General features: G+C 34.0%; 25 protein-coding genes and 1 tRNA gene. 14 read left to right on the plus strand and 12 right to left on the minus strand.

From position 1 onward, the window contains the following. Positions 1–254 precede the first annotated feature (254 nt). A complete protein-coding gene (gene thiC, locus D1866_RS00955) occupies positions 255–1,583 on the plus strand; it encodes a phosphomethylpyrimidine synthase ThiC (protein ID WP_152940764.1) in 1,329 nt (442 codons plus the stop codon). Next, positions 1,549–1,863: a Rieske (2Fe-2S) protein gene (locus D1866_RS00960; protein WP_152940766.1), complete on the plus strand. Its 315-nt coding sequence runs from the start codon at positions 1,549–1,551 to the stop codon at positions 1,861–1,863. Before thiC ends, D1866_RS00960 begins: the two co-directional genes overlap by 35 nt. Here D1866_RS00960 and D1866_RS00965 read toward each other — a convergent pair. Genes D1866_RS00965 through D1866_RS01010 form a run of 10 tightly spaced genes read right to left on the minus strand, consistent with a single transcriptional unit; the run spans position 1,860 to position 11,119 of the window. Next, entirely contained in the window at positions 1,860–2,492 is a 633-nt protein-coding gene (locus D1866_RS00965; RefSeq protein ID WP_152940768.1) for a type I 3-dehydroquinate dehydratase, read from the minus strand. The genes D1866_RS00960 and D1866_RS00965 overlap by 4 nt on opposite strands. Then, positions 2,489–3,676 carry a 3-phosphoshikimate 1-carboxyvinyltransferase gene (locus D1866_RS00970; RefSeq protein ID WP_152940770.1) on the minus strand — a complete coding sequence of 396 codons (1,188 nt, stop codon included), beginning with the start codon at positions 3,674–3,676 and terminating at the stop codon, positions 2,489–2,491. The genes D1866_RS00965 and D1866_RS00970 overlap by 4 nt, the downstream gene beginning before the upstream one ends. Next, positions 3,657–4,439: a shikimate kinase gene (locus D1866_RS00975; RefSeq protein WP_152940772.1), complete on the minus strand. Its 783-nt coding sequence runs from the start codon at positions 4,437–4,439 to the stop codon at positions 3,657–3,659. The genes D1866_RS00970 and D1866_RS00975 overlap by 20 nt, the downstream gene beginning before the upstream one ends. Next, on the minus strand, positions 4,412–5,584 hold the full coding sequence (aroC, locus tag D1866_RS00980; RefSeq protein WP_152940775.1) for a chorismate synthase: 1,173 nt from the start codon (positions 5,582–5,584) through the stop codon (positions 4,412–4,414). Before aroC ends, D1866_RS00975 begins: the two co-directional genes overlap by 28 nt. Continuing rightward, positions 5,562–6,350, minus strand: coding sequence for a shikimate dehydrogenase family protein (locus D1866_RS00985; RefSeq protein ID WP_152940777.1), 789 nt, complete (start codon positions 6,348–6,350; stop codon positions 5,562–5,564). Before D1866_RS00985 ends, aroC begins: the two co-directional genes overlap by 23 nt. After that, a complete protein-coding gene (gene aroB, locus D1866_RS00990) occupies positions 6,341–7,378 on the minus strand; it encodes a 3-dehydroquinate synthase (protein ID WP_152940779.1) in 1,038 nt (345 codons plus the stop codon). The genes D1866_RS00985 and aroB overlap by 10 nt, the downstream gene beginning before the upstream one ends. Beyond that, a complete protein-coding gene (gene aroF / locus D1866_RS00995; protein ID WP_420809241.1) occupies positions 7,375–8,364 on the minus strand; it encodes a 3-deoxy-7-phosphoheptulonate synthase in 990 nt (329 codons plus the stop codon). The genes aroB and aroF overlap by 4 nt, the downstream gene beginning before the upstream one ends. Continuing rightward, positions 8,348–9,400, minus strand: coding sequence for a chorismate mutase (locus D1866_RS01000; RefSeq protein ID WP_152940784.1), 1,053 nt, complete (start codon positions 9,398–9,400; stop codon positions 8,348–8,350). The genes aroF and D1866_RS01000 overlap by 17 nt, the downstream gene beginning before the upstream one ends. Further along, entirely contained in the window at positions 9,397–10,335 is a 939-nt protein-coding gene (locus tag D1866_RS01005; RefSeq protein WP_152940786.1) for a transketolase family protein, read from the minus strand. Before D1866_RS01005 ends, D1866_RS01000 begins: the two co-directional genes overlap by 4 nt. Beyond that, positions 10,304–11,119, minus strand: coding sequence for a transketolase (locus D1866_RS01010; protein ID WP_152940788.1), 816 nt, complete (start codon positions 11,117–11,119; stop codon positions 10,304–10,306). The genes D1866_RS01005 and D1866_RS01010 overlap by 32 nt, the downstream gene beginning before the upstream one ends. Before the next feature lie 64 nt (positions 11,120–11,183). Between D1866_RS01010 and D1866_RS01015 the strand changes: the two genes are divergently transcribed. The 11 genes from D1866_RS01015 to D1866_RS01065 all read left to right on the plus strand — a co-directional run bounded on the left by D1866_RS01015 (position 11,184) and on the right by D1866_RS01065 (position 17,332). Further along, complete coding sequence (locus tag D1866_RS01015) at positions 11,184–12,053, plus strand: HesA/MoeB/ThiF family protein (protein WP_152940790.1); 870 nt, start codon at positions 11,184–11,186, stop codon at positions 12,051–12,053. A gap of 8 nt (positions 12,054–12,061) precedes the next feature. Next, entirely contained in the window at positions 12,062–12,991 is a 930-nt protein-coding gene (locus D1866_RS01020; RefSeq protein WP_170254123.1) for a lysylphosphatidylglycerol synthase domain-containing protein, read from the plus strand. Continuing rightward, entirely contained in the window at positions 12,960–13,985 is a 1,026-nt protein-coding gene (locus D1866_RS01025) for an SSO0295 family DNA-binding domain-containing protein (protein ID WP_152940794.1), read from the plus strand. The genes D1866_RS01020 and D1866_RS01025 overlap by 32 nt, the downstream gene beginning before the upstream one ends. Next, entirely contained in the window at positions 13,969–14,223 is a 255-nt protein-coding gene (locus tag D1866_RS01030; protein ID WP_152940796.1) for a KEOPS complex subunit Pcc1, read from the plus strand. The genes D1866_RS01025 and D1866_RS01030 overlap by 17 nt, the downstream gene beginning before the upstream one ends. Positions 14,224–14,248: 25 nt before the next feature. Further along, positions 14,249–14,779 carry a 50S ribosomal protein L16 gene (locus D1866_RS01035; protein ID WP_013776023.1) on the plus strand — a complete coding sequence of 177 codons (531 nt, stop codon included), beginning with the start codon at positions 14,249–14,251 and terminating at the stop codon, positions 14,777–14,779. Further along, on the plus strand, positions 14,776–15,771 hold the full coding sequence (gene dph2 / locus D1866_RS01040; protein WP_155860989.1) for a diphthamide biosynthesis enzyme Dph2: 996 nt from the start codon (positions 14,776–14,778) through the stop codon (positions 15,769–15,771). Before D1866_RS01035 ends, dph2 begins: the two co-directional genes overlap by 4 nt. 5 nt (positions 15,772–15,776) lie before the next feature. Then, complete coding sequence (locus D1866_RS01045; protein WP_152940798.1) at positions 15,777–16,343, plus strand: exosome complex RNA-binding protein Csl4; 567 nt, start codon at positions 15,777–15,779, stop codon at positions 16,341–16,343. After that, positions 16,333–16,608, plus strand: a complete 276-nt coding sequence (locus tag D1866_RS01050) for a DNA-directed RNA polymerase subunit L (protein WP_152940800.1) — start codon at positions 16,333–16,335, stop codon at positions 16,606–16,608. The genes D1866_RS01045 and D1866_RS01050 overlap by 11 nt, the downstream gene beginning before the upstream one ends. Continuing rightward, positions 16,601–16,849, plus strand: coding sequence for a DNA-directed RNA polymerase subunit M (locus D1866_RS01055; RefSeq protein ID WP_152940802.1), 249 nt, complete (start codon positions 16,601–16,603; stop codon positions 16,847–16,849). Before D1866_RS01050 ends, D1866_RS01055 begins: the two co-directional genes overlap by 8 nt. A gap of 26 nt (positions 16,850–16,875) precedes the next feature. Beyond that, entirely contained in the window at positions 16,876–17,205 is a 330-nt protein-coding gene (locus D1866_RS01060) for a transcription factor S (RefSeq protein WP_048054636.1), read from the plus strand. A gap of 49 nt (positions 17,206–17,254) precedes the next feature. Then, positions 17,255–17,332, plus strand: a tRNA-Arg gene (locus D1866_RS01065). A gap of 47 nt (positions 17,333–17,379) precedes the next feature. On the opposite strand, the gene D1866_RS01070 is transcribed toward D1866_RS01065, so the two are convergent. Then, positions 17,380–18,789, minus strand: coding sequence for a hypothetical protein (locus D1866_RS01070; RefSeq protein ID WP_152940804.1), 1,410 nt, complete (start codon positions 18,787–18,789; stop codon positions 17,380–17,382). 454 nt (positions 18,790–19,243) lie between these two features. On the opposite strand from D1866_RS01070, the gene D1866_RS13565 reads away from it, so the two are divergent. After that, complete coding sequence (locus tag D1866_RS13565) at positions 19,244–19,375, plus strand: hypothetical protein (protein WP_269199635.1); 132 nt, start codon at positions 19,244–19,246, stop codon at positions 19,373–19,375. Between the two features lie 79 nt (positions 19,376–19,454). Here D1866_RS13565 and D1866_RS13180 read toward each other — a convergent pair whose 3' ends face one another. Then, positions 19,455–19,667 carry a hypothetical protein gene (locus D1866_RS13180; protein WP_231136349.1) on the minus strand — a complete coding sequence of 71 codons (213 nt, stop codon included), beginning with the start codon at positions 19,665–19,667 and terminating at the stop codon, positions 19,455–19,457. Positions 19,668–20,544: the final 877 nt, after the last annotated feature.

A 20,544-nucleotide genomic window follows, 5' to 3' on the forward strand; every position in this document is an offset into this window, starting at 1 on the left:
CATTCTCGAAGGACTTTAATACGTCCTCTGATGGCGGAACATTTAAAATAACTGTAGCTTCTACTTCAGTACTTGGAGAACTCTGTGCAATCTCAACAATTCTATAATCAATTTTTGATCTGCTAATCTCCTTAATTTCTGACGTATGTTTTCACCTCTATATGTATATACTGTTTTAACATTATAAAACCTTATCTCTTCGTCCATGATGTAACACCGTAAGGATTATAAGTAACTTATTAAGTGACTTATATATGGCAACTCAAATTACTGAAGCTAAAAGCGGAAACGTTACGGCGGAAATGAAAATCGTAGCCAAACTAGAAGGAGAAAGTCCAGAAAAAATTAGGGATCGTGTAGCTAAAGGGAAAGTAGTAATATTTAAGAATATTGTGAGACAAAATTTAGAAAGATATACTGCAATAGGAGAAGGCTTATTTACCAAAGTTAATGTTAATCTAGGCGCATCGACAGATCACTACGACGAAAATGAAGAGTTGGAAAAGGTTGAAATAGCTAACAAATTCGGTGCCGATACAATAATGGATTTAACTGACGGAGGAGACATAGACGGAATGAGAAGGAAAGTATTAGCGAAAGCAAAAATGCCAGTAGGTACAGTGCCAATTTACCAGGTTTACTACGAAATGGTTACAAAAAGAAAGTACGTAATTGATTTTACTGAAGACGATTTGTTTAACGTTATTGAAAAACACTTTAAAGATGGAGTAGACTTTGTAACTGTACACACTGGAGTAACTTTAGATCTAGCTAAGAAAGCTGCTGAGCAAAAGAGGACTGCAGGAATAGTAAGCAGAGGAGGGACTATATTAGCCGCATGGGAAATATATAATGAAAAGGAAAATCCTCTTTATGCGAATTTTGATTATCTATTAGAATTGGCGAAAGAATACGACGTTGTATTAAGTCTAGGAGACGCATTAAGGCCTGGAGGAATAGATGATGCGCATGATGAGCTCCACGTAGGAGAATTATTAGTTAATGCTAGACTCGCTAAGAAAGCGATAGAGAAAGGAGTTCAGGTAATGATTGAAGGACCAGGCCATATGCCATTAGATCAGATAGAAATGGATATAAAGCTTGAAAAACAATTAACTGGAGGAGTTCCTTATTATGTACTTGGAATATTACCTACAGATATAGCTGCAGGATATGATCATATAGCAGGGGCTATAGGCGGTGCGTTAGCTGCAGCGTATGGAGCAGATATGTTATGTTATTTAACTCCTGCAGAACATATTTCCTTACCTACTCCTGAACAAGTAAAAGATGGTTTAATAGCGTTTAAAATTGCAGCTCATACTGGAGACATAATAAAATTAGGAGAAAAAGCCAGAAAATTAGATACTGAAATGAGCAAAGCTAGAGCTTCTCTTAATTGGCAAAAGATGTTCTCGTTAACTTTCGATGAAGAAAGAGCTAGAAGGATATATAGGCAATACAAGAAATTCGAAGCAGGATCTTGTACAATGTGCGGAGACCTTTGCGTTTATTTAGTTCTACCGAGAGCCTTAAATAAGAAGAAATATGCAAATCAAAAAGCCTCAACTGAAAATAGGTGAGAAGACTAAAATAAAAGCCAATATAAACGGAGAAGAGAAAGAAATAGTATTATTATATTTAGGTGGAGATAAATATATAGCTTTTGATGCATATTGTCCTCACCTTGGTTGCGATTTAGAAAAGTATGGAGTGCTTATTAGAGAAGAAATTGTTTGCCAATGTCACTTTTCGCATTTTTCAATAAAGGATGGAAAACCTACTAAGGGAGCTTCTAAAAAACCCCTTAAAATTTATCAAGTAAAAGTGGGTAAAAACGACGAGCTGATAATAGAAGGCTAATCGTATAAGCAAGAAATAATCTTGAAAGCCTTAGAATAGTGCATCTGACCTGGAGCAGTCTGTGCTTCAACGAAAGTGTAGATTAACCGCGAACCAAGAATACCTAGTGCTATTCTTTCTAATGGATCTACACCCATTGGTAAAACTACAATTTTATCAAATTTCAATAGTTTAGTTAAGAGTTCCTTATATTCTCCTTTTCCAATAGTAGCTATTTTTATAAAAAGTGCGTCATTACCATATTTTTTAATTATTCTCTCTACTTCTTCGTATTTTGGTAATTCATTAAAGTAATGAGAAGAAACAATTTTACCTTTAAATGGTACGTCAAATCTTTCTAAAAATGAAGCTTCTACATCATAAATAAAACCTTCTACGTTAGCTTCCTGTAAATACTTAGCTTTCTCACCATCTGCAATTTTATATACTCCTCCCTCATTTACGTCTCTAATTGTTAAAATTAGCTTTCCTTTCAAATCACCTAAGATTTCCTTTATTTTTTCAAGCTCAATTAGCTTTGGAGAATAATCTAGTCTTAACTCGATCATGTCTGCTTCTTTAATATTCCTTGCCTTAAGTAAGTCATCTTCTTTATAAATAGGCAAAGAGGCTACTATTAACGGTCTCATTCTAGAGATATTTTTCCTCCTAGTTTTATTAAATCTTGCCAAAAGAGAGGATTACTCTTTTTTACACACTCAGCATTGTCAACTTCTCCTCCGTGTATTAGTGACAATACTCCAGCCATCATAGCTATCCTATGATCAGAAGGGCATATAATGCTTCCTTTGAGAATTTTTTCCTTTTTAATGCCCTTAATTGTAATATTATCATTTGTATATTTTGCACTAACTCCAAATGCACCCAATGTAGAAATTATGGTAGAAATCCTGTCACTTTCTTTTATTCTAAGTCTTTCAATCCCTTGTATTTCGGAGCATCCGTTGGCAACAGACGATAATGTGGCAATGGAAATAGCTAAATCTGGAACGTCATTAACGTTTATTTTTATTGGATAGTATTCGTCAGCAGATTCCACAATCCAAGAACTCGAATAATAACTTTTTGCACCCATATTAGAAAATATTTCTACGATATTATGATCTCCGAAATACTCTGGAGGATCATAAAGGCCAAATATCTCTATTCTTCCCCCAGTTAGTAACGATGCCAATGCATAAAATGATGCTAAAGCATAATCTCCTGGTATTTCTCCTTCATAACCTCTTAGGGGTCTAGGATTAACTAAAATCTCATTCCCCTCAAATTTTACGTCAGAGCCAATTCTATTAAAGAGATCAATAGTCATTTCTATATAGCTCTTCGAAGATATTGGAGGTATTATTCTAATTTTACCCCCTCCTATTATATGATATGCGTAAATTAATCCAGAAATGTATTGACTGCTTTCCCAACCTTCTATTACTGTTTCTTCTTCTAACTTACCTTCTATTATGAGGGGTAAGGAATTTGATGAAAATTTTGCCGACTTTAATGCCTTAATAATAGCATTTAAGGGCCTCCTCCTGAGAGTCTCATCTCCATCAATTTTTATTTTCTTACCTAAAGCTAATGCAATTGGAATTAGCATCCTTAATGTAGTTGCAGAGCCTCCTAAATATACGTAATTTTCACCATTTTTTAAGGCATTTACAGCATTTTTAGCTACTAAAAGGTCATCCGATAACTCCCGGCTTGCATATAAATTAACCTTTGTCAACAGTGAGAGAAATATTAATCTAATTCCAAGACTTTTTGATGGAGGCGCCCTTATCTTACCTTCTATGTAAGAGCTACTTATCTTCGCTTTCAAGTCTAACAGCCTTTGTTAATATTACTTTACCGTAAAGGTTAAATTCATCTATTATTGGCCCTTCCTCACCTTCTTTTGTAACAGCAAATATTGAAGGCCCATTACCAGATATTCCAGAAGCTAATGCCCCTTTCTCTAAAGCTTTTTTCACGGGTTTTAAATCATAACCTAGAATTTCACCAACTAGTATACCATTATATTTCATTGCGGTTATTGGATCTGATAATGATAACTTAAAAATTTCATAGAAAATTAGCTCGTAGTCCCTTAATTTGTTTAAATTAACTTTACCTCTTCCTCCTTTTGGCAATATAATTATTGAAATATCTGAAGGTGGCTCGGATTTTTTAATAATTTTAAATTCCTTATTATATGTGTAAGAAATTCCTCCATAATATGCGGAAACAGCGTCATCCAGTGCCCCAGTGTAAGAAATTCCTGCCAATATTGATAGTATTGCAGAATACTTAACTACGTCTATATCTAACCCAAATTTTCTCTTAACTTCACCAATCAACGCTGTAGAAACTGCACTACTACTTTTTAATCCACTTTCTTGAGGAATCTCAGAGTTTATTTTAACGTCGAAATCTTCTAAATTGAACTTTTCCTTAAGATACGTTATGATAGTGGAAATTAACTTACTTCCTCTATTATATTTTCCTTTAGTAATTTCCACATTTACTTTCAAATTTACTGCCATTGATGATCCATACCAAGAAGGTATAGCATTAACTATTGAGACCCCTCCGTAGGCCTGCATGCGTTAACATACCTCTTCCAATTTTCTTCAATGAGAGAGGCTTGCTTATCGTCTAGTCTAACTTGAGGAATTATTCCAGCTCTTATTGCATGATCTGCCAAAACTAATGCTACCATTGCTTCTACTACCGCAACTCCCCTAATTGCTACTGCAGGATCGTGTCTACCTATAACTGAAATTTCCGTCTCCTTCATAGTCCTTAAATCTATAGTTTTTTGAGGTTTTCTTATTGACGATGTAGGCTTAAAAGCACATCTTAAAATTATTTGCTCGCCATTTGTTAAACCTCCTAAGATTCCGCCGGCGTTGTTATATTTCCAACCAAGTTTACCATCTTTTAATATAATTTCATCATTAGCTTCACTACCCCTCATACGCGCTGCCTTAAATCCTAAACCGTATTCGAAACCAACTACTGCAGGAATTGACATTACTGCCTTAGCCAAATCAGCTTTTATTTTATCGAATACTGGCTCTCCAAGGCCTATAGGTGGGTTATTTACAACTATTTCTACAACTCCGCCATAGCTATCTCCTTCCTTTGTTGCCTCCATAAGCAATTTCTCGTATTTTTCTTCTAAGGATTTTTTACTTGCCCTAACTGGACTATATTTAGAGCAAAGAATATCCTCAAAAGATACTTTCTCTTCTAGTTCAACATTTCCTAAACTAATTAAGTGTCCTGCTATTACGGTATTAGTAAGCATTAAAAGCTTCTTTGCTATGGCCCCTGCAGCAACTCTTGTGGCAGTTTCCCTTGCACTAGCTCTACCACCACCTCTATAGTCCCAATTTTCAAAGCCGTATTTCATAATGTAAGGAAGATCTGCATGTCCTGGCCTTGGTTTGTAATGAACTTCTTCATATAGAGAAGATATAACGTCAGTATTCCTTATTATTATTGCTACTGGAGCTCCAGTTGTCCTTCCGTTATAAATTCCGCTAAGTATCTCCGGTTCATCTTTTTCCCTTCTGCCTGACACAAAAAGTTTTCCTGGCCTTCTAAACGATAATTCAAATTCAATATCTTCCTTGCTTAAAGGTAATCCTGCAGGAATTCCATCTATTACGACTCCTATTGCAGGACCGTGACTTTCTCCAAAAGTTGTTATAGTTAATGCTTTACCTAACGAGTTTCCTGGCATATAGAAAATCCACCACTTCTTTGTCATTTAAAGACTTTCCAAACCAAATCTTTTGTGCCTCTAAGGCTTGTCTTACTAAAATTTCTAAGCCATTTATAACTCTTAACCCCTTCTCAGAAGCTTTAATTAAAAACTCAGTATTTAAAGGAGAGTAAACAAATTCAATTGCTAATTTTCCTTTAATACAATCATCAGGAATATAAGAAGGATTAGGTGTTGAATTAACTACTGCATCATAGCTGAAGTTGCATGATTCAACAGCTTTAGCGTAATAACCCTTTTCGGTTAGCCTATTAACTAACTCTTGAGCCTTATCTCTAGTTCTATTAATTATGAAAATTTCAGAACCTAATGAGCTTAAAGCGAATGATGCGGCTTTAGCTGCACCTCCTGCTCCAAATATTAGACTTTTCTCGATTTTTTCTCCTTTTTCTAAAACTAAACTTTTAACTGCCAGATAATCTGTATTAAACCCTTTTTTCCTGAATATCGTATTTACTGCTCCGATTTCTTCTGCTTCTTTGCTTAATCCTTCAAGTAATGGGATTATCTTCTCTTTATAAGGTATTGTAACGTTAAATCCTTCTCCAACCTCAAGTAAGCCTTTTACTATCAGGTCAAATTTTTCCTCTTCGATGTCGAAAGCTAGATAAACTGCATTTATTCCCAACTTTTCAAAAGAATAATTATGTATTGCAGGCGATAATGTATAAGAAATTTTCTTACCTATTATTCCGAAAAGTTTTGTTGAATAATCTATAAACATTGTGAGGCAAACCCTTTAACTGTCTGTATAGGAACTTTAACTACTTTATAATCTCCTATCCTTGTAGGAAATGGCATTAAAATCTCATCGTTTCTGATTTTTTTATCCTTCTCTATTGAAGCTAAAGCTAGTTCTTTTGAGTACTTAGAAGGAAGTTTTTCTGGAGTTATTGGCAAACCGTAAAGACTAAGTATCCATAAAGTGTCCTCTACAACTCCTTCTTCAGAATAACCCATTTCTTCAGCAATTTTAGCCTCACAAACCATTCCTACAGATATTGCATATCCATGAGGTATAGTAAAATTAGACCCAGCCTCTATTGCATGACCTATAGTGTGCCCAAAGTTTAAAACCACTCTAATTCCTTTAGTTTCTCTTTCGTCCTCTTTTACTACAGTCAGTTTATCTTTAATTGACTTGTAAATTATTTCCTCAAGGGCTCCCTCATCTTTCTCCAAGATTTTCTTATCATTCATTGCAAGATAGTCGTAAAGTTCCTTATCTAATACTAGACCGTATTTTATCACTTCAGCAAGACCTTTTCTAATCTCCTCTTCTGGAAGAGTTTTAATGAAATTTAAATCTATGACAATTGCTGAAGGTTGATAAAAAGTTCCTAGAATGTTCTTTGTGTTACCAAAATTAACTCCATTTTTACCTCCAATTGCTGCATCAACCATCCCCAAGAGTGTTGTAGGAATATTAATTAAATTAAGGCCACGCATATATATTGAAGATACAAAACCTACTAGATCTAAAACGGTTCCTCCTCCTATAGCTATGACGTAATCTCCTCTGTTAAAACCATTATCATAAAGTGCTTTTACTAAATCTAGAACGTTACTTACGTCTTTAGCTTTTTCTCCATCTTCTATGGGTATATTAAGATCTCCCTTGTAGTCTATGCTCAAGTTTTTTGAATAAAATATTGCTTTTTTACCTTGGAGAGAATCTAAAAAATCCTTATAGCTAGTATTTACAAGAACATCTACTTTAGAACAGCATATATCCTCAGATATTTTCCTCATGCAGATCTACCTAATGCATTAGCCAATGCTTTGATTCTGTTCATCAGTACCTCAAAAGATTCTGGAGTTAATTGCTGCTCAGAATCACTAAGCGCTTTTTCCGGATTAGGATGAACCTCTATTATTAACATATCCGCACCAGCGGCTACTGATGCTAAGGCTAAAGAGTGAACTAACTCCCTTTTACCTGCTGGATGGCTAGGGTCTGCACACATTGGTAAATGAGTCATCATCTTTGCGGCAACCATACCACCTATATCCAACGTGAACCTAGTAGCTTTCTCGAAGGTTCTTATTCCCCTCTCACAAAGTACAACGTTACCATTACCTTCTGATAATAAATATTCGGCACTTTGTAACCATTCTTCCACAGTGTTAGCCATACCCCTCTTTAATAAAACAGGCTTACCAAATTTTCCTACCTCTTTAAGTAATGTAAAGTTTTGAGCGTTTCTAGCACCTATTTGTAACATGTCTATATCGTATTGTTTGAACAAAGGCAAATCTCTTGCATCCATTATTTCTGTAACTATAGGTAATCCTACTTCATCACTAATTTTCCTCAAGATTTTTAGCCCACCCTCTCCTAAGCCTTGAAAAGAGTAAGGACTTGTCCTAGGTTTAAATGCTCCTCCTCTTAATAAAGATGCACCAGCCCTCTTAACAGCTTTGGCTACTGTTTCAACTTGCTCCTCCGACTCTACTGCACAAGGGCCTGCAGCAACTACTATTTTATCCCCTCCTATTTCAACGTCTTTTACGCTAACTTTTGTTGGTTCTTTTTTCCACTCATTGCTAGCTAAAATGTAAGGTTTCCTTGTTTTAACTTTCATTTCTATACTATCATCATTAATTTTCTCTGCTTCCTCGTCTGGCCATACTAACGCTAGCTTCTTTCCGTACAAGTCTAGAAATTTATAAGAGGCTGAACTTTCCTTAATCTTCTCCCTTAAGGTTGAACTATCGTTCCTAAGAATGAAGAGCATCATTTTTCTTCCCCATTAATTGGGTGTATAGGTTATTTAATTCTCTTACTCCAAATTCTCTTGCCTTATCAGCATAAGGGTTATTTTCTTGAATTTCTAATATGACGTTTTTAATTTCATTTATTCTGTTAATAATTTTATATACCTCTCTAAAATTCGTAGTTTCAAATTTTTTAAAATCTATTCCAAGTTCTTTTGAAAGCTCTTGAATGCTAGATGATAAAGCTAATAAGTAAAAATGAGGTAAAACTTGAACTACACTCATTGCCTTTTCATGGTCTTCTAAGCTAGAAATTAAAGGAACTAAACCGTTATCCATAAAAAACTCATAAATATCCCTTACAATAGAAGTTGAAGTCTTAGATGGAATTAAAACAACTTTCTCCCCTACAGGATATAAATACGGACCAAAAAGAGGATGAATAGATAAATACATGAAATTATATTTTATTGACTTATCTTCTATATCTTTAAAAATTTTGGCTTTAGATGAAGTTATATCCATAAAAATTTTGGCTTTCATCTTCCTGTACATTTCGCTCATAAAATCCGAAAAATACGCTGATGGAGGTAATGTAGAAATTATGACTTCTCCCCAGCTTAAAGCAGACTCAACATTCATTGTTACGAAGTTAAACTCAGAGGACAAAGCCTCAGCCTTTTTAAGATCTCTACCAGTTATAACTACTTCTTGCCCAGATATTTTGAAAAGTGACGATAAAGATCTAGCCATACCGCCATAGCCAATAATTACAATTCTCCTCTTATATTTGGGATTTACTTGATATAATTTAGAATAAGAAAAAATCATTGTTAAAAAGGATTCTACGAAAGATTCTGGAATACCATATTTTCTGGCTAAAGTTATCCATTTTTCCTTAACTTTAGATTCCCTATTCTCATCAGTTATTGGAATTCCTTTCTCCTTTTTTATCTTCCCAATTTGTTGCGAAATTTGAAACCTCCTAGATAATAGTTTTATTATATTTTCATCTATTTCTTCTATTTCTTTCCTTAAATCTTCAAGCTCGCTCATTTCATCAACTCTAAAGCCTTCTTAATAATATTTTCAGCATTTATACCATAATAATCCAATAATTCTCTTTGACTCCTAGCAGACCTACCAAAAGTAGTGCTTCCGATAAACCTCATAGGCACTGGATATTTTTGTACCACAACTTCAGCTATCGCTGAACCTACTCCACCGTATATCGTATGCTCTTCCACTGTGACTATTCTACCGGTCTTCCTTGCATAATACTCTATCGTATTCTCATCAATAGGCTTAATCGTTGGAACGTTAATTACTGCAGTAGAAATTCCCATCTTTTCGAGCTCCTCTGCAGCCTTTAAAGCGTCCCATAGTACTACTCCTGCTCCCATTATAGCTAAATCATCACCATCTTTTAATACGTAAGCTTTGCCTATCTCAAATTTATAGTCCATACCAGTAGTTATTGATGGAGAATATTCTCTTCCCATTCTATAATATATAGGCCCTTGTTCCTTGATAATAACTGGAAGACTTCTCTCGACTTCTGCTGCATCTGCTGGTACTACAACTTTAAAATTAGGTATAGTCCGCATTAATGCTATATCTTCTAGAGCTTGATGACTGGATCCATCTCCACTATCACTATAACCAGCATGAGTAACAGTAAACTTAACATTAAGGTTCATTCTTCCAGTGGTGTTCCTTATTTGCTCCCATGCCCTCATTGTAAACATTGCAAAATTCGCAACAACAGGTTTTTTACCAACTGCTGCTAAGCCTGCGGCAAAATTTACCATATCCTGCTCTGAAATACCAACGTTAAAGTACCTATCAGGGAATTTTTCTCTAAAATAAGAAGCTCTAGTAGAATCCCCAACGTCAGCAGTAATTACCACGATGTCCTTATCTTCTTCTCCAAGCTTTACTAACGTCCTTCCAAATGCTTCACGTATTGAGTAGAAACTGCCTTGCAACATCTGGATTCGCCCTCTGTATTTTTGTATTTTCAATTGGAGTGAAACCTTTACCTCTAAGCGTTTTAGCGAAAATTACTGCAGGTTTTCTTGCCTTTAACGCTTCTTCTACAGCATTAATTATACTTAATATATCATGGCCGTCACATGAAAACGTTCTCCAACCTATAGCCTTATAAACGTCCGGTAAGAAATCCTTTGGTTTTACTTCTGAAGTCTTCGCATCAAGTTGGTAACCATTAACTTCTATGAATGCTATAAGGTTATCAAGATTTCTTGCAACCGCATGAGTTGCCGCTTCCCATACTTCTCCTTCGTCTTGTTCCCCATCTCCCATTATTACGAATACTCTGCCGCTACCTTTAGCCATCTTTATGCCAGTAGCAACCCCAATGCCAAAACTTAACCCTTGGCCTAAACTACCAGTAGACATGTCAACTCCGGGGATGTAGATTTCAGGATGTCCTTGTAATAAGCCGTCTATTGCTTGAATTTTCCATAATTCTTCTTCCTTAATCAAGCCTTTTTCATGTAGGACTGCATATAACGCTGGTGCCGCATGCCCTTTACTTAGAATTAACCAATCTTTATTTATCTTTTGTTGACCGTCTCTTATATATCTAAATATAAGGGTAGTAAGAATCTCTATACTACTTAGAGAAGACCCTACATGTATAGAGTGGTCGTAAAATTGCATTTTTATAACGTTTCTTCTAGCTCTTTCTGCTATTGCCTTTAATTTATTTAGTTCATCTATTGATATTGGAATTCCATCACGCTCACCCATTGGTGTGACATCAAGACCCCTATTAATACCTAAATTCTTATTTAATAAATTTTCATTATTATGTATGGATAGGTTTTCTAGGCAATTATTGACCCTTGGTATAGACGTTCAAGAAAAGATAATGTGTACTAAAGTTCTAGTTGCTGGTTGCGGTGCTTTAGGTAGCTCTATTGCAGAACTTCTAGTTAGATTAGGAGTTAAAGAGTTAAAAATTGTAGATGCTGACGTTGTAGAACTGAGTAATTTACATAGAACTCACATCTTTACTGAAAAAGATTTAATGAAACCAAAAGTCCTTGCCTGCAAGGAATTCCTTGAAAAAATAAACTCTGAAGTAAAAATTGAGCCTATTTTTGATATAATAGATGAAACCAATGCCGAAGATTTAGTAAAAGACGTAGATGTAGTTTTTGATGGTTTAGATAATATAAATTATAGGCTAATACTTAATGATGCATGTGTAAAATATGAGAAGCCTTTAATTTACGCTGGAATATCAGGAGAATACGGCAACGCTAAATTAGTTATTCCAGGTAAAACTTCATGCTTAGCTTGTTTTTTACAGCCATCAGATTCAAGAAATGCCTGCGATATCATTGGAACAACTACAGTAGTTCCTAATTTCTTGGCATCAATTCAAGTTCAACTATTCATAAACTACCTAAGAGGATATTCTGAGGATGAACTCGTAATTGCTGATCTAAAAGATCTTCGACTTGATAAGATTAAAATGAAAAAAAATCCACAATGCGAAGCATGTTCCCTTCATGAATACAAATATTTAAGGCATATGGATATAAACTGTGGGTTAACTAGAGCTGAAAAAGCAGAAGGAGATAGAATATTTTCCTCTAATGGTGTAGAACTGTATAAATATAATGGAGGCTATATCATTTGCTATAACCAAAAATGTTTTAAAAAGAGGATAGCGTAAAAATGCGGATGAACTGGAAAAACATTATCACAATAATGCTGCCATTTCTAGCTTTATTCATTTACTCATTAATATTTCACGTAAATATAATTCTTGCCTTAGAAAAAATTAATTATATAGTTGTACTGAGTTTCTTATCAGCTTATATAGCACAAATGTTAATTATTTCAATTAGAGATAAATATATAGTAAAAGTGTCTTATAAAAATGCATTTAAGGCTAGACTATTAGGAAATGCTAGCTCACTTTTGATTCCAGGCTGGGCTGGACAAGAACTTGCAAGAGCTGCAATTTATAATTTAGAAAAAAAGAATTTTATTGAAAGTTTGAGTTTATCTATTGCCGAAGCTCCATTTGATGTTATTTCTGGTGCAATATTATTTATTATCGTTCTTCCATTAAAATTTTATTATATTGAATTTATATATATTATAGTGGCATTAGGGAATATAATAGGGTGGAGTATTGGAATGACTTATGTTTATTCAACAGCTGGAAAATATGTCGAGACTGAGAAAAAATTAATGAAATTAATAAAAATAGATAAATATTATTTTCTTTTATTACAAAGTAAAGATAGTATAAAAAATTCTATAGGAAATAAAAGATTCATAATATATATGGCTTTATCCTTTCTTGGCTATCTAGTATTAAGTGCAGGATTATATCCTTTAATTCCAAATTATTTTTACGATATTATAATAATCATGGCATATTTTGCAGCCACTCTTTTCCCTATACCTGCTGCATCAGGAGTTTCAGAACTTGCCTTAGCAATAGTACTACCGTCTTCTTACGTTTTTGATATAATCATTCTAGAATATGTAAGTTATGCATTGGGATTTATTTTCTTGAGAGAAGTTAGCTTTAGTGAACTTAAAAAAGATATAGATAAAATAAAGAAAGATGGAGAACTTTATAAAAGAGCCGACTCCTGAGGAGGCAAAGAAACTAATAGAAAGCATTAACAAAGAGGAAAGTCTTTGTATAAGAATTCCTTATAATGTGGATGCAATACTTGCAGCTTCTTTGATTATAAAATACATGGAGAGTCCTTCTGCAATATCCTTCTCTTCAAGTAATTGTGAATTAGAATTTTCTGAAAAAGAAGAAGGTAAATTTGTTAGATTTAAAAATACTCAGGTTTTTATTGGAAACTCGTCTTTCTCATCAATAATACCAATAACTACTGAAGATATCTTACCAATATTAACTGGAATATCCTCTAGCGTAGTATTAGAAAGGAGAAACTTTAGCGATTGGGAGCTTTCAATAATGAAGAACTCAGAAAATTTAGGAATTACTATAGAGAAAAACCTAAAAATTCCTTCATATCATGATGCACCAATTTTCTTATCCCTAATTGAATCTTTTGATCCGTATATACCTACGGTAACTGGAAGCAGAGAAAATGCGATAGCATTAATAAATGAGATAGGTATTGATGAACTTTCTAAACTAACTGAACTTAATGAAGGGGCTTTAAATACGTTAATTTTCAAAATTGTAAGTTTAATAATGAAAATAAATCCTAAGGTCACTAGAGATGACATAATAACTGATAGAATATTCTACCTTAATTACGATTCACTAGAACTCGCTTTCTCCTTTATTTACTTTCTAGATACTATAGGTTCAAAAATTTTGGTCGACTTTGCTTTAAACCAATCAATTGCAAGAATATTAATTAATAAATTTAGAGAAATCATAGGAAAAGGATTTTCAATAGGATCAATTACTGAGGATAAAAAATTCTTTATAGTAGATAGCAATTTGAAATCACCTACTCTCCTACAATTAATTTTGTTGCAAACACAGAAGGTAAGAAAGGATAAGCCAATAGTGATAAAAGATGGCAACAAATTATTAACGTCAAGATATTTTATTAACACTGAAAAGGAAGGATTGATAGAAGTTGAAGGCAGAGATTAATATTCAAATCCAGAGCCCTCACGCAAAAGAAATTATAAACAGTTTGAAAGTTGATAACATAAACATTCCACAGGATATGCAAATAGATATGAACTATAATGAGAATTATGCAAATATAAAAATAATAATGGAAATTTCTTCTCCTAAAGATATATTAACTTTAAGAAACACGGCTGACGAGATACTTGAACATGCAAATTTAATTATAAACCTCCTAGAAAATAAAAGGATAGCTTAAATATCTCTTAAGTTAATAAACACCTATGCCGTTAAGACCAGGTAGATGTTACAGGCACTTCTCTGGGCCAGCTTATACTAGAAAAGAATACATACCAGGAGTACCAATGCCAAAAATTACAAAATTCACTATGGGTACTGCAAATAAAGATTACGATTACGAGGTTAGAATGATAGTAAAGGAGTTAGGGCAAATAAGACATAATGCATTAGAAGCGGCAAGAGTAATGGCTTTAAAGAGAATTTCAAAATTAGTAGGTAATGAAACAGACTTCTTCCTCTGGGTATTAAAATATCCTCACCACGTTTTAAGAGAAAACAAGATGATGGCTTTCGCTGGAGCAGACAGATTACAAGACGGAATGAGATTATCTTTCGGTAAACCCATAGGAACTGCAGTAAGAATAGTAAAACAAGGAGACGTCCTAATGATACTTAGAGTTAAGAAAGAGCACTTAGCCTTTGCAAAAGAAGCCTTTGAAGTTGCCTCTAAAAAACTTCCTTTAGACGTAGAGATTGTCATTACTCCGTTAAAACAGGAGGCAAAAACTCAGTGAACTATTTTTTTGATGAAGATAAGGTAGTAGAGGAAATAAAAAAGAGGAATGCAAAAAAAGTTTTATTACAATTTCCTGAAGGTTTAAGATATTTTTCTACAGAAATTGTTTCTAAGTTAGAAGATAAAATAAAGGACGTAGAATTTATAATATCCGGAGAACCAAGTTGGGGAGCTTGCGACATAGCTGAAGACGAAGCACAAATACTCGGCGTAGATTTAATAATACATTTTGGTCACACGCCTTACACCTGGTATTATCCTAAATTTCCCACAGTATTCATACCAACAGAAAGTAACCTAAAGATTGAAGAAAAAGTGATAGACGAGACGAAAGAGTTAGCAAAAAAATATAACCCAAGGAAAATATCGCTTTCAGCAACTATTCAGCACGCAAAACTTTTGCCAGAATTAAAAGAACATTTCACAGAATTTGAAGTAGAAATAGGAAAGCCTTCTAATCCCTTCATGTTAGACGGTCAAATATTGGGTTGCGATTATAAGGCAATACCCTTAGACGTAGATCTGCATATTAACATCTCTGGCGGAAAATTCCACGCATTAGGAATAGGACTATACACTGGTAAGCCTGTAATAAATATTGACCCCTATTCTAAAAGAGCCGAAGACTTAACTAATGAAGTTAACAAAATCCTGAAAATTAGATATTCTAAAATAATGCAAGCATTGGATGCAAAGACCTGGGTTATAATTCAAGGAATTAAAGTAGGGCAAAATAGACCTTTAATGGTAAAATACCTTGAAAAGAAGTTAAAAGAAAAAGGGTACAAAGTTTACGTCATAAGTAACAAGGTACTTAACGTGGACACTTTAAGGAATATCGATAGGAGTTATATAGACGCATATGTAGTAACTTCGTGCCCAAGACTTCCTACCGACGATTTATATAACTTTGAAAAACCAGTATTAACTCCAGGAGAGGCTAGAATGGTTATAAATAATAAGTTAGAACCATATATTTTCCCTTGGTAATTGAAATGAAAGGCCAAGGAGAGATAACTTTCCCCGGAGATTTACTGGGAGTAATCGAAGAATTTTCTCCTGGAGAAGGATCTTATGAAGAAGACGGAAATGTTAGGTCTTCGACTATAGGAAAAGTATTTTATGACATGATCAACAGAAGAAGCAACGTTCTTTCTCCTAAAAAATCTATTATGGTAACTTTAAGGAAGGCTAAATACGTTTACGGTATAGTAAATCTAATAAAGGAAGACGTAGCCAACGTTGATATTGTAAGCATAGAAGAGAAATTCATAACACCAATTTCTGGACTTTTACACATCTCTCAAATAAGTAATAAAAGGTTAAACTCTATATTAGAAGCAATCAGAGTTGGAGACGTGATAAAAGCTAAACCTTTGACATTTACTCCCCCAATTAGTTTAACCATAAAACAAAAAGATCTAGGAGTAATCTTTGCCCAATGTTCAATTTGCGGGCATATGATGATCAAATTAGATGAGGAACATTTAAAATGTGTATATTGCGGTAATGTAGAACAGAGAAAAGTAGGAAATTACGTGGTGAAAAAATATGCAAATTAAGATATTAAAATCTAATGATACATATGCTGAAATAGAAATTGAGGGAGAAGAGCATACTCTAGGAAATCTTTTAGCCGGAAGTTTAAGGAAAGTTGAAGGAGTTATTTATGCTTCATATTATCAACCTCATCCATTAGTCAATTCAATAGTATTAAAAGTAATGACTAATGGAGAAATTAAGCCCATGGATGCAATTAAAAAGGCTATAGAAATTGCAGAAAATTACGCAAATAAATATCTCGAGGAAATAAAGAAAATTGAATAAAAAAGAAAGAAGAATAGCAGTGCTAGTTGAAGGTAAAGAAATAAGTGCTATCTGCGTTTTTAGAGGACAATTTCTGGAGCATCTTTTTTTAGGTAAGAGTAAAGAGGAAGTTCTTTCACAATTTAATAATTCTTCTGTAAGTAAGGAGATTACGAGCACTTCAGCCTCAAATGACCTTGAAGAAATATGTAGATTTATAGTAGAGAAGATATCGCAAAAAATAAATAAAGTAAATTCTTAGTTTAATGTATTGCCGGGCGATAGTTCATGAAGTTCTGTCCTAAATGTCATTCAATGATGGTACCTAGAAAAATTAATGGTAAAAATGTATATAAATGTCTAAAATGCGGTTATGAGGAAGAAGTTAAGTCCTCTGAAGTAATAACTACAAAGATAAAACACTCTGAAACAGAAAAAACCCTCGTTTTAGAGGAAGAAATGCCACAAGGAGCTCAGAAAATTAAAGGAGTAATATGCCCTAACTGTAAGAATGACGAAGCGTACTTCTGGATCTTACAAACTAGAGCAGCGGACGAGCCAGCAACTAGGTTTTATAAGTGCACTAAGTGCGGTAAGGTTTGGAGAGAATACGAGTAAAAAAGTAAACGTAAATCTTATTTTATTCTTTAGATAATGCTGATAATGTGGACCCGTAGCTCAGCCAGGATAGAGCGCCGGCCTTCTAAGTCGGTGGTCGCGGGTTCGAATCCCGCCGGGTCCGCCACAATTATTACTAAAGAAAAAATAATTGTATTCTAATTTACATACACTTCATTCAAACTCAGCACAGTTTTGCACTTCTTTCACTAACTCATCATAAGTTATCTCAGGGTATTCCAAGATTATCTCCCTTGCACACTCCTCAACCCTAGTTTTAAACTCCCACCACTGATCATAAACGTACCTATTAGTTATTGAAGGAGGCTTACCAGCCAATTCATCAACAACCTTATTATACAACTCATTCAACTCCCTAGCCTTAACCCCAGCCTCTTTCAAACCATCATCATAAGACTCGAGCCAATCAACCGTAAGCGCTGCAGCAATAGCAATAAACTCAGGAAATACAGTTGACAAATCAGCAATAGCCTTCTTAAACCTCTTACCAGCCTCAAATAATTTACTCAAAGAATCATAAAATCCCATTGTCTTACTCCACTCAATTATTGCAGAAGTTGTTAAATCGGAAGGAGGCTGAGCAATAGTCAAATAAATTAATTGAACATTATTAACAGTCATCGAAGAAATGCTCATTATTAAACCCGCAAGACCAAAAGTAGAACAAGAATTACCACAAGGCAGTGTAGCATAAACTGGAGCACCAATATCAATATCATTAAACTTAATATAATCCAAGAAAGAAGATTTACAATAATGCTTAGGCATGATTTTCTCACAGCAAGATGAAACGTCAGAAGTCACAGTATCAAAAGTAAAACCAGGGTAAATTTGCAAACCATGACTCTTTGCAACTAAAGGATTAGTACCCAATGCTAAATAAACATAAGGATAAATATCAGAAGCTGGACGCATAACATCATTCTCTGCCGCTATAGAAAGATAATAATGGCCATAGCTTGAATATGTTAAACTAGCTTTTCTACCTTCTATTAAATCTTCCGTATACCTTAGGATATTTGGTGCGTTGCTAAATATTGATAATATTCCTCCTTGGAATTCTCCTAAGTAATTCCAGAATATTCCGAAAGATCCTTGACAATCCTTGAATAATACTGGATTATACCACACTGGCGGAACCTTCTCCTTATATAAAGGAACTACTCCTAACCCTCCCTTATTCACAAAATCGTCAATTATTCCCCTATTTAACTTACCTTGAGAAGAAGCCTTGCTACCGCCTTGGTAAACTATTAATTGGTCATGGCCCCAATAGGGAGAAATTCCACCAATGTAAAACCAATCTCCGGTATCACTAGTTTTAACAACAATCCCCTGCCTAAAGATTTTCTCCGGGGAACTTGATGCATCCTTTAATACGCTCATGCCGGCAGATATTGCAGGATAAATCTCATACCTTTGAAAAGACTCCATGGAATTATACCTTTTCAAACCTTCTTTAACGCAATTCTCTTGAATGCAATCTAAAGTTATTACACCTTCTAATAACGTCCCTATTATTCCTCCCAAATAACGCAAAGAAGAGGAAGTCTCTACGCTCATAACGCATTCTCTTTATTCTCACATTTATACTTATTCCAAATAGCCTCTGTTTTATTGAAAGTATGGGTAAACAACAACTAATTCTCTTCTCTAACATACTCTATCTTAAACACAAGACATATTAGTATAGTTACATATCTAAATATCTTGCATCTACAAACTGTAAATAATATCTGAGTACACCTTGTCTATTTGTTGCGACGTATAAAGAGGTTCTGTGTTGATCCATTTTAAGAAATAAGTAGTAAACACGTGTTATTTTTCCAAATCTGCCAATTTGATTAGAATGAGCATAAAATTAAGCTCTACTATGAATACAAATTGTGAGAATAGTGTTAGATAATGTTAACAAAACTATGCAAAAAATAGCCCATAAACTAAATAATTTAATAGAAACTTGCAGTTAAGGTTTCCATGGAAAGTAAGCTGATACAAATCTTAGAAGGATTATTAAGTGGGTACGAAGAATGAAAAAGTAAAGAAAGGCGATGAAGAACTAACTAATACTAGTAGGGTAATTTACTTGGACGTTATAAGCATTATGATTTATTCTGCAATAGAAGACCTAAAGTATTTATATCATTAGCAGGAGTTTAGTAGTATTAACATACTATTTAATATCTTCTCATCTTTTCGTTAATGCTAATAAGAGAACAGTGTTTGCATTATGAGTTATCAGTTAAAGAGCTTAAGTAAAATGTAGAAGAGGAATTAATGAAGGCCTTAACTGAAGTTGCAGATAATCTGCCAAAGGAAGACGAACTTGTAATAAGCCAACAGGAGAAATCATAAAGCGAATTATTGAAAGTTAAGCTGTTTATCCTTATTTTCCTCTTCTTGTATTTTCTTACATAAAGGACTTTTCCATGAACTTTCAATATTTCAGTCCTTTCAAATTCTGCTAGTGCGTCTAAATATTCCTCATATGATATAATCTATTCTATCTTTCATCCATTTTCACGATCTTTTTGCTCCTCAGTTAAGTTATGCATCACTATCGTTTTTGAATTCTCTAGTTAAATTTACATCTAATGTATTTTATACAGTGTATGTGGCAGTTCATATCTTGCGATATAATGTAAAATAAGACTCGTTATATATTGCTTTTATATTACACTAAATTGTATTATTAAAGCATAAAAGTCACATTCCTAATAAGTAAATAATAATTGACAATGCTACCTCATGCCTCTTATTGTTCTATGCCTAAACTTCATTCCTAATAACCTTCTCTGCCCGGAATGGGAAAAAGATAAGTAAAAAGACCTAATAGTCTAGAGAGGAATAACAGAACTAAGGGGGCGGGTTGGCTCACACGATATTCATCACGCTTCAGCGTAGCCTGGCTCATCATGACCCGCTCCCGATTTCTACTTCCTTTAAATAGTTTAAAAGGCAATGCCTTACTATCAAAAAATAGTAATTAATGTACATTTATTTCACGAATCCCTTATCTACAGGGAAACCCGATACTTTTTAGAAGTAATTGAAAGATAAGAATGATAGAATTAAGTTAAATCTAAAATTAAATTATCCCTCACGTAATCTGGCAAATCTAACTTATTGAAGACTCGTACAAAATGCTAATATGAAACTTTATTCTCCTTATTTGAAGTAGTAATAGAGAACGTATTCTTTTTCTTTGATCTGAATTTTATACTCTAACCAATAAAATCTACATATGTATATCAAATCCACGACAAAGAGAACAGATATTTTACGTCAGTATTTCCAGAAAGTTTTAGACTTAAATTC

Origin of the sequence: Acidianus ambivalens (assembly GCF_009729015.1) — an archaeon.
In the GTDB taxonomy this organism is placed as follows: Archaea; Thermoproteota; Thermoprotei_A; order Sulfolobales; family Sulfolobaceae; genus Acidianus; species Acidianus ambivalens.

Bases quoted from the DNA above. Each gene is read 5' to 3' on its own strand.
- aroF (WP_420809241.1), bottom strand. From the start codon at position 8,364: ATGCTCTTCATTCTTAGGAACGATAGTTCAACCTTAAGGGAGAAGATT.
- aroB (WP_152940779.1), bottom strand. From the start codon at position 7,378: ATGAGGAAAATATCTGAGGATATATGCTGTTCTAAAGTAGATGTTCTT.
- D1866_RS01050 (WP_152940800.1), top strand. From the start codon at position 16,333: ATGCAAATTAAGATATTAAAATCTAATGATACATATGCTGAAATAGAA.
- D1866_RS00965 (WP_152940768.1), bottom strand. From the start codon at position 2,492: ATGAGACCGTTAATAGTAGCCTCTTTGCCTATTTATAAAGAAGATGAC.
- D1866_RS00975 (WP_152940772.1), bottom strand. From the start codon at position 4,439: ATGCAGGCCTACGGAGGGGTCTCAATAGTTAATGCTATACCTTCTTGG.
- D1866_RS00960 (WP_152940766.1), top strand. From the start codon at position 1,549: ATGCAAATCAAAAAGCCTCAACTGAAAATAGGTGAGAAGACTAAAATA.
- D1866_RS01000 (WP_152940784.1), bottom strand. From the start codon at position 9,400: ATGAGCGAGCTTGAAGATTTAAGGAAAGAAATAGAAGAAATAGATGAA.
- D1866_RS01045 (WP_152940798.1), top strand. From the start codon at position 15,777: ATGAAAGGCCAAGGAGAGATAACTTTCCCCGGAGATTTACTGGGAGTA.
- D1866_RS01010 (WP_152940788.1), bottom strand. From the start codon at position 11,119: ATGGGTGAGCGTGATGGAATTCCAATATCAATAGATGAACTAAATAAA.
- D1866_RS01035 (WP_013776023.1), top strand. From the start codon at position 14,249: ATGCCGTTAAGACCAGGTAGATGTTACAGGCACTTCTCTGGGCCAGCT.
- aroC (WP_152940775.1), bottom strand. From the start codon at position 5,584: ATGCCAGGAAACTCGTTAGGTAAAGCATTAACTATAACAACTTTTGGA.
- D1866_RS01025 (WP_152940794.1), top strand. From the start codon at position 12,960: ATGGAGAACTTTATAAAAGAGCCGACTCCTGAGGAGGCAAAGAAACTA.
- D1866_RS00985 (WP_152940777.1), bottom strand. From the start codon at position 6,350: ATGTTTATAGATTATTCAACAAAACTTTTCGGAATAATAGGTAAGAAA.
- D1866_RS01005 (WP_152940786.1), bottom strand. From the start codon at position 10,335: ATGTTGCAAGGCAGTTTCTACTCAATACGTGAAGCATTTGGAAGGACG.
- D1866_RS01015 (WP_152940790.1), top strand. From the start codon at position 11,184: ATGGATAGGTTTTCTAGGCAATTATTGACCCTTGGTATAGACGTTCAA.
- D1866_RS01020 (WP_170254123.1), top strand. From the start codon at position 12,062: ATGAACTGGAAAAACATTATCACAATAATGCTGCCATTTCTAGCTTTA.
- D1866_RS01060 (WP_048054636.1), top strand. From the start codon at position 16,876: ATGAAGTTCTGTCCTAAATGTCATTCAATGATGGTACCTAGAAAAATT.
- thiC (WP_152940764.1), top strand. From the start codon at position 255: ATGGCAACTCAAATTACTGAAGCTAAAAGCGGAAACGTTACGGCGGAA.
- D1866_RS01070 (WP_152940804.1), bottom strand. From the start codon at position 18,789: ATGAGCGTAGAGACTTCCTCTTCTTTGCGTTATTTGGGAGGAATAATA.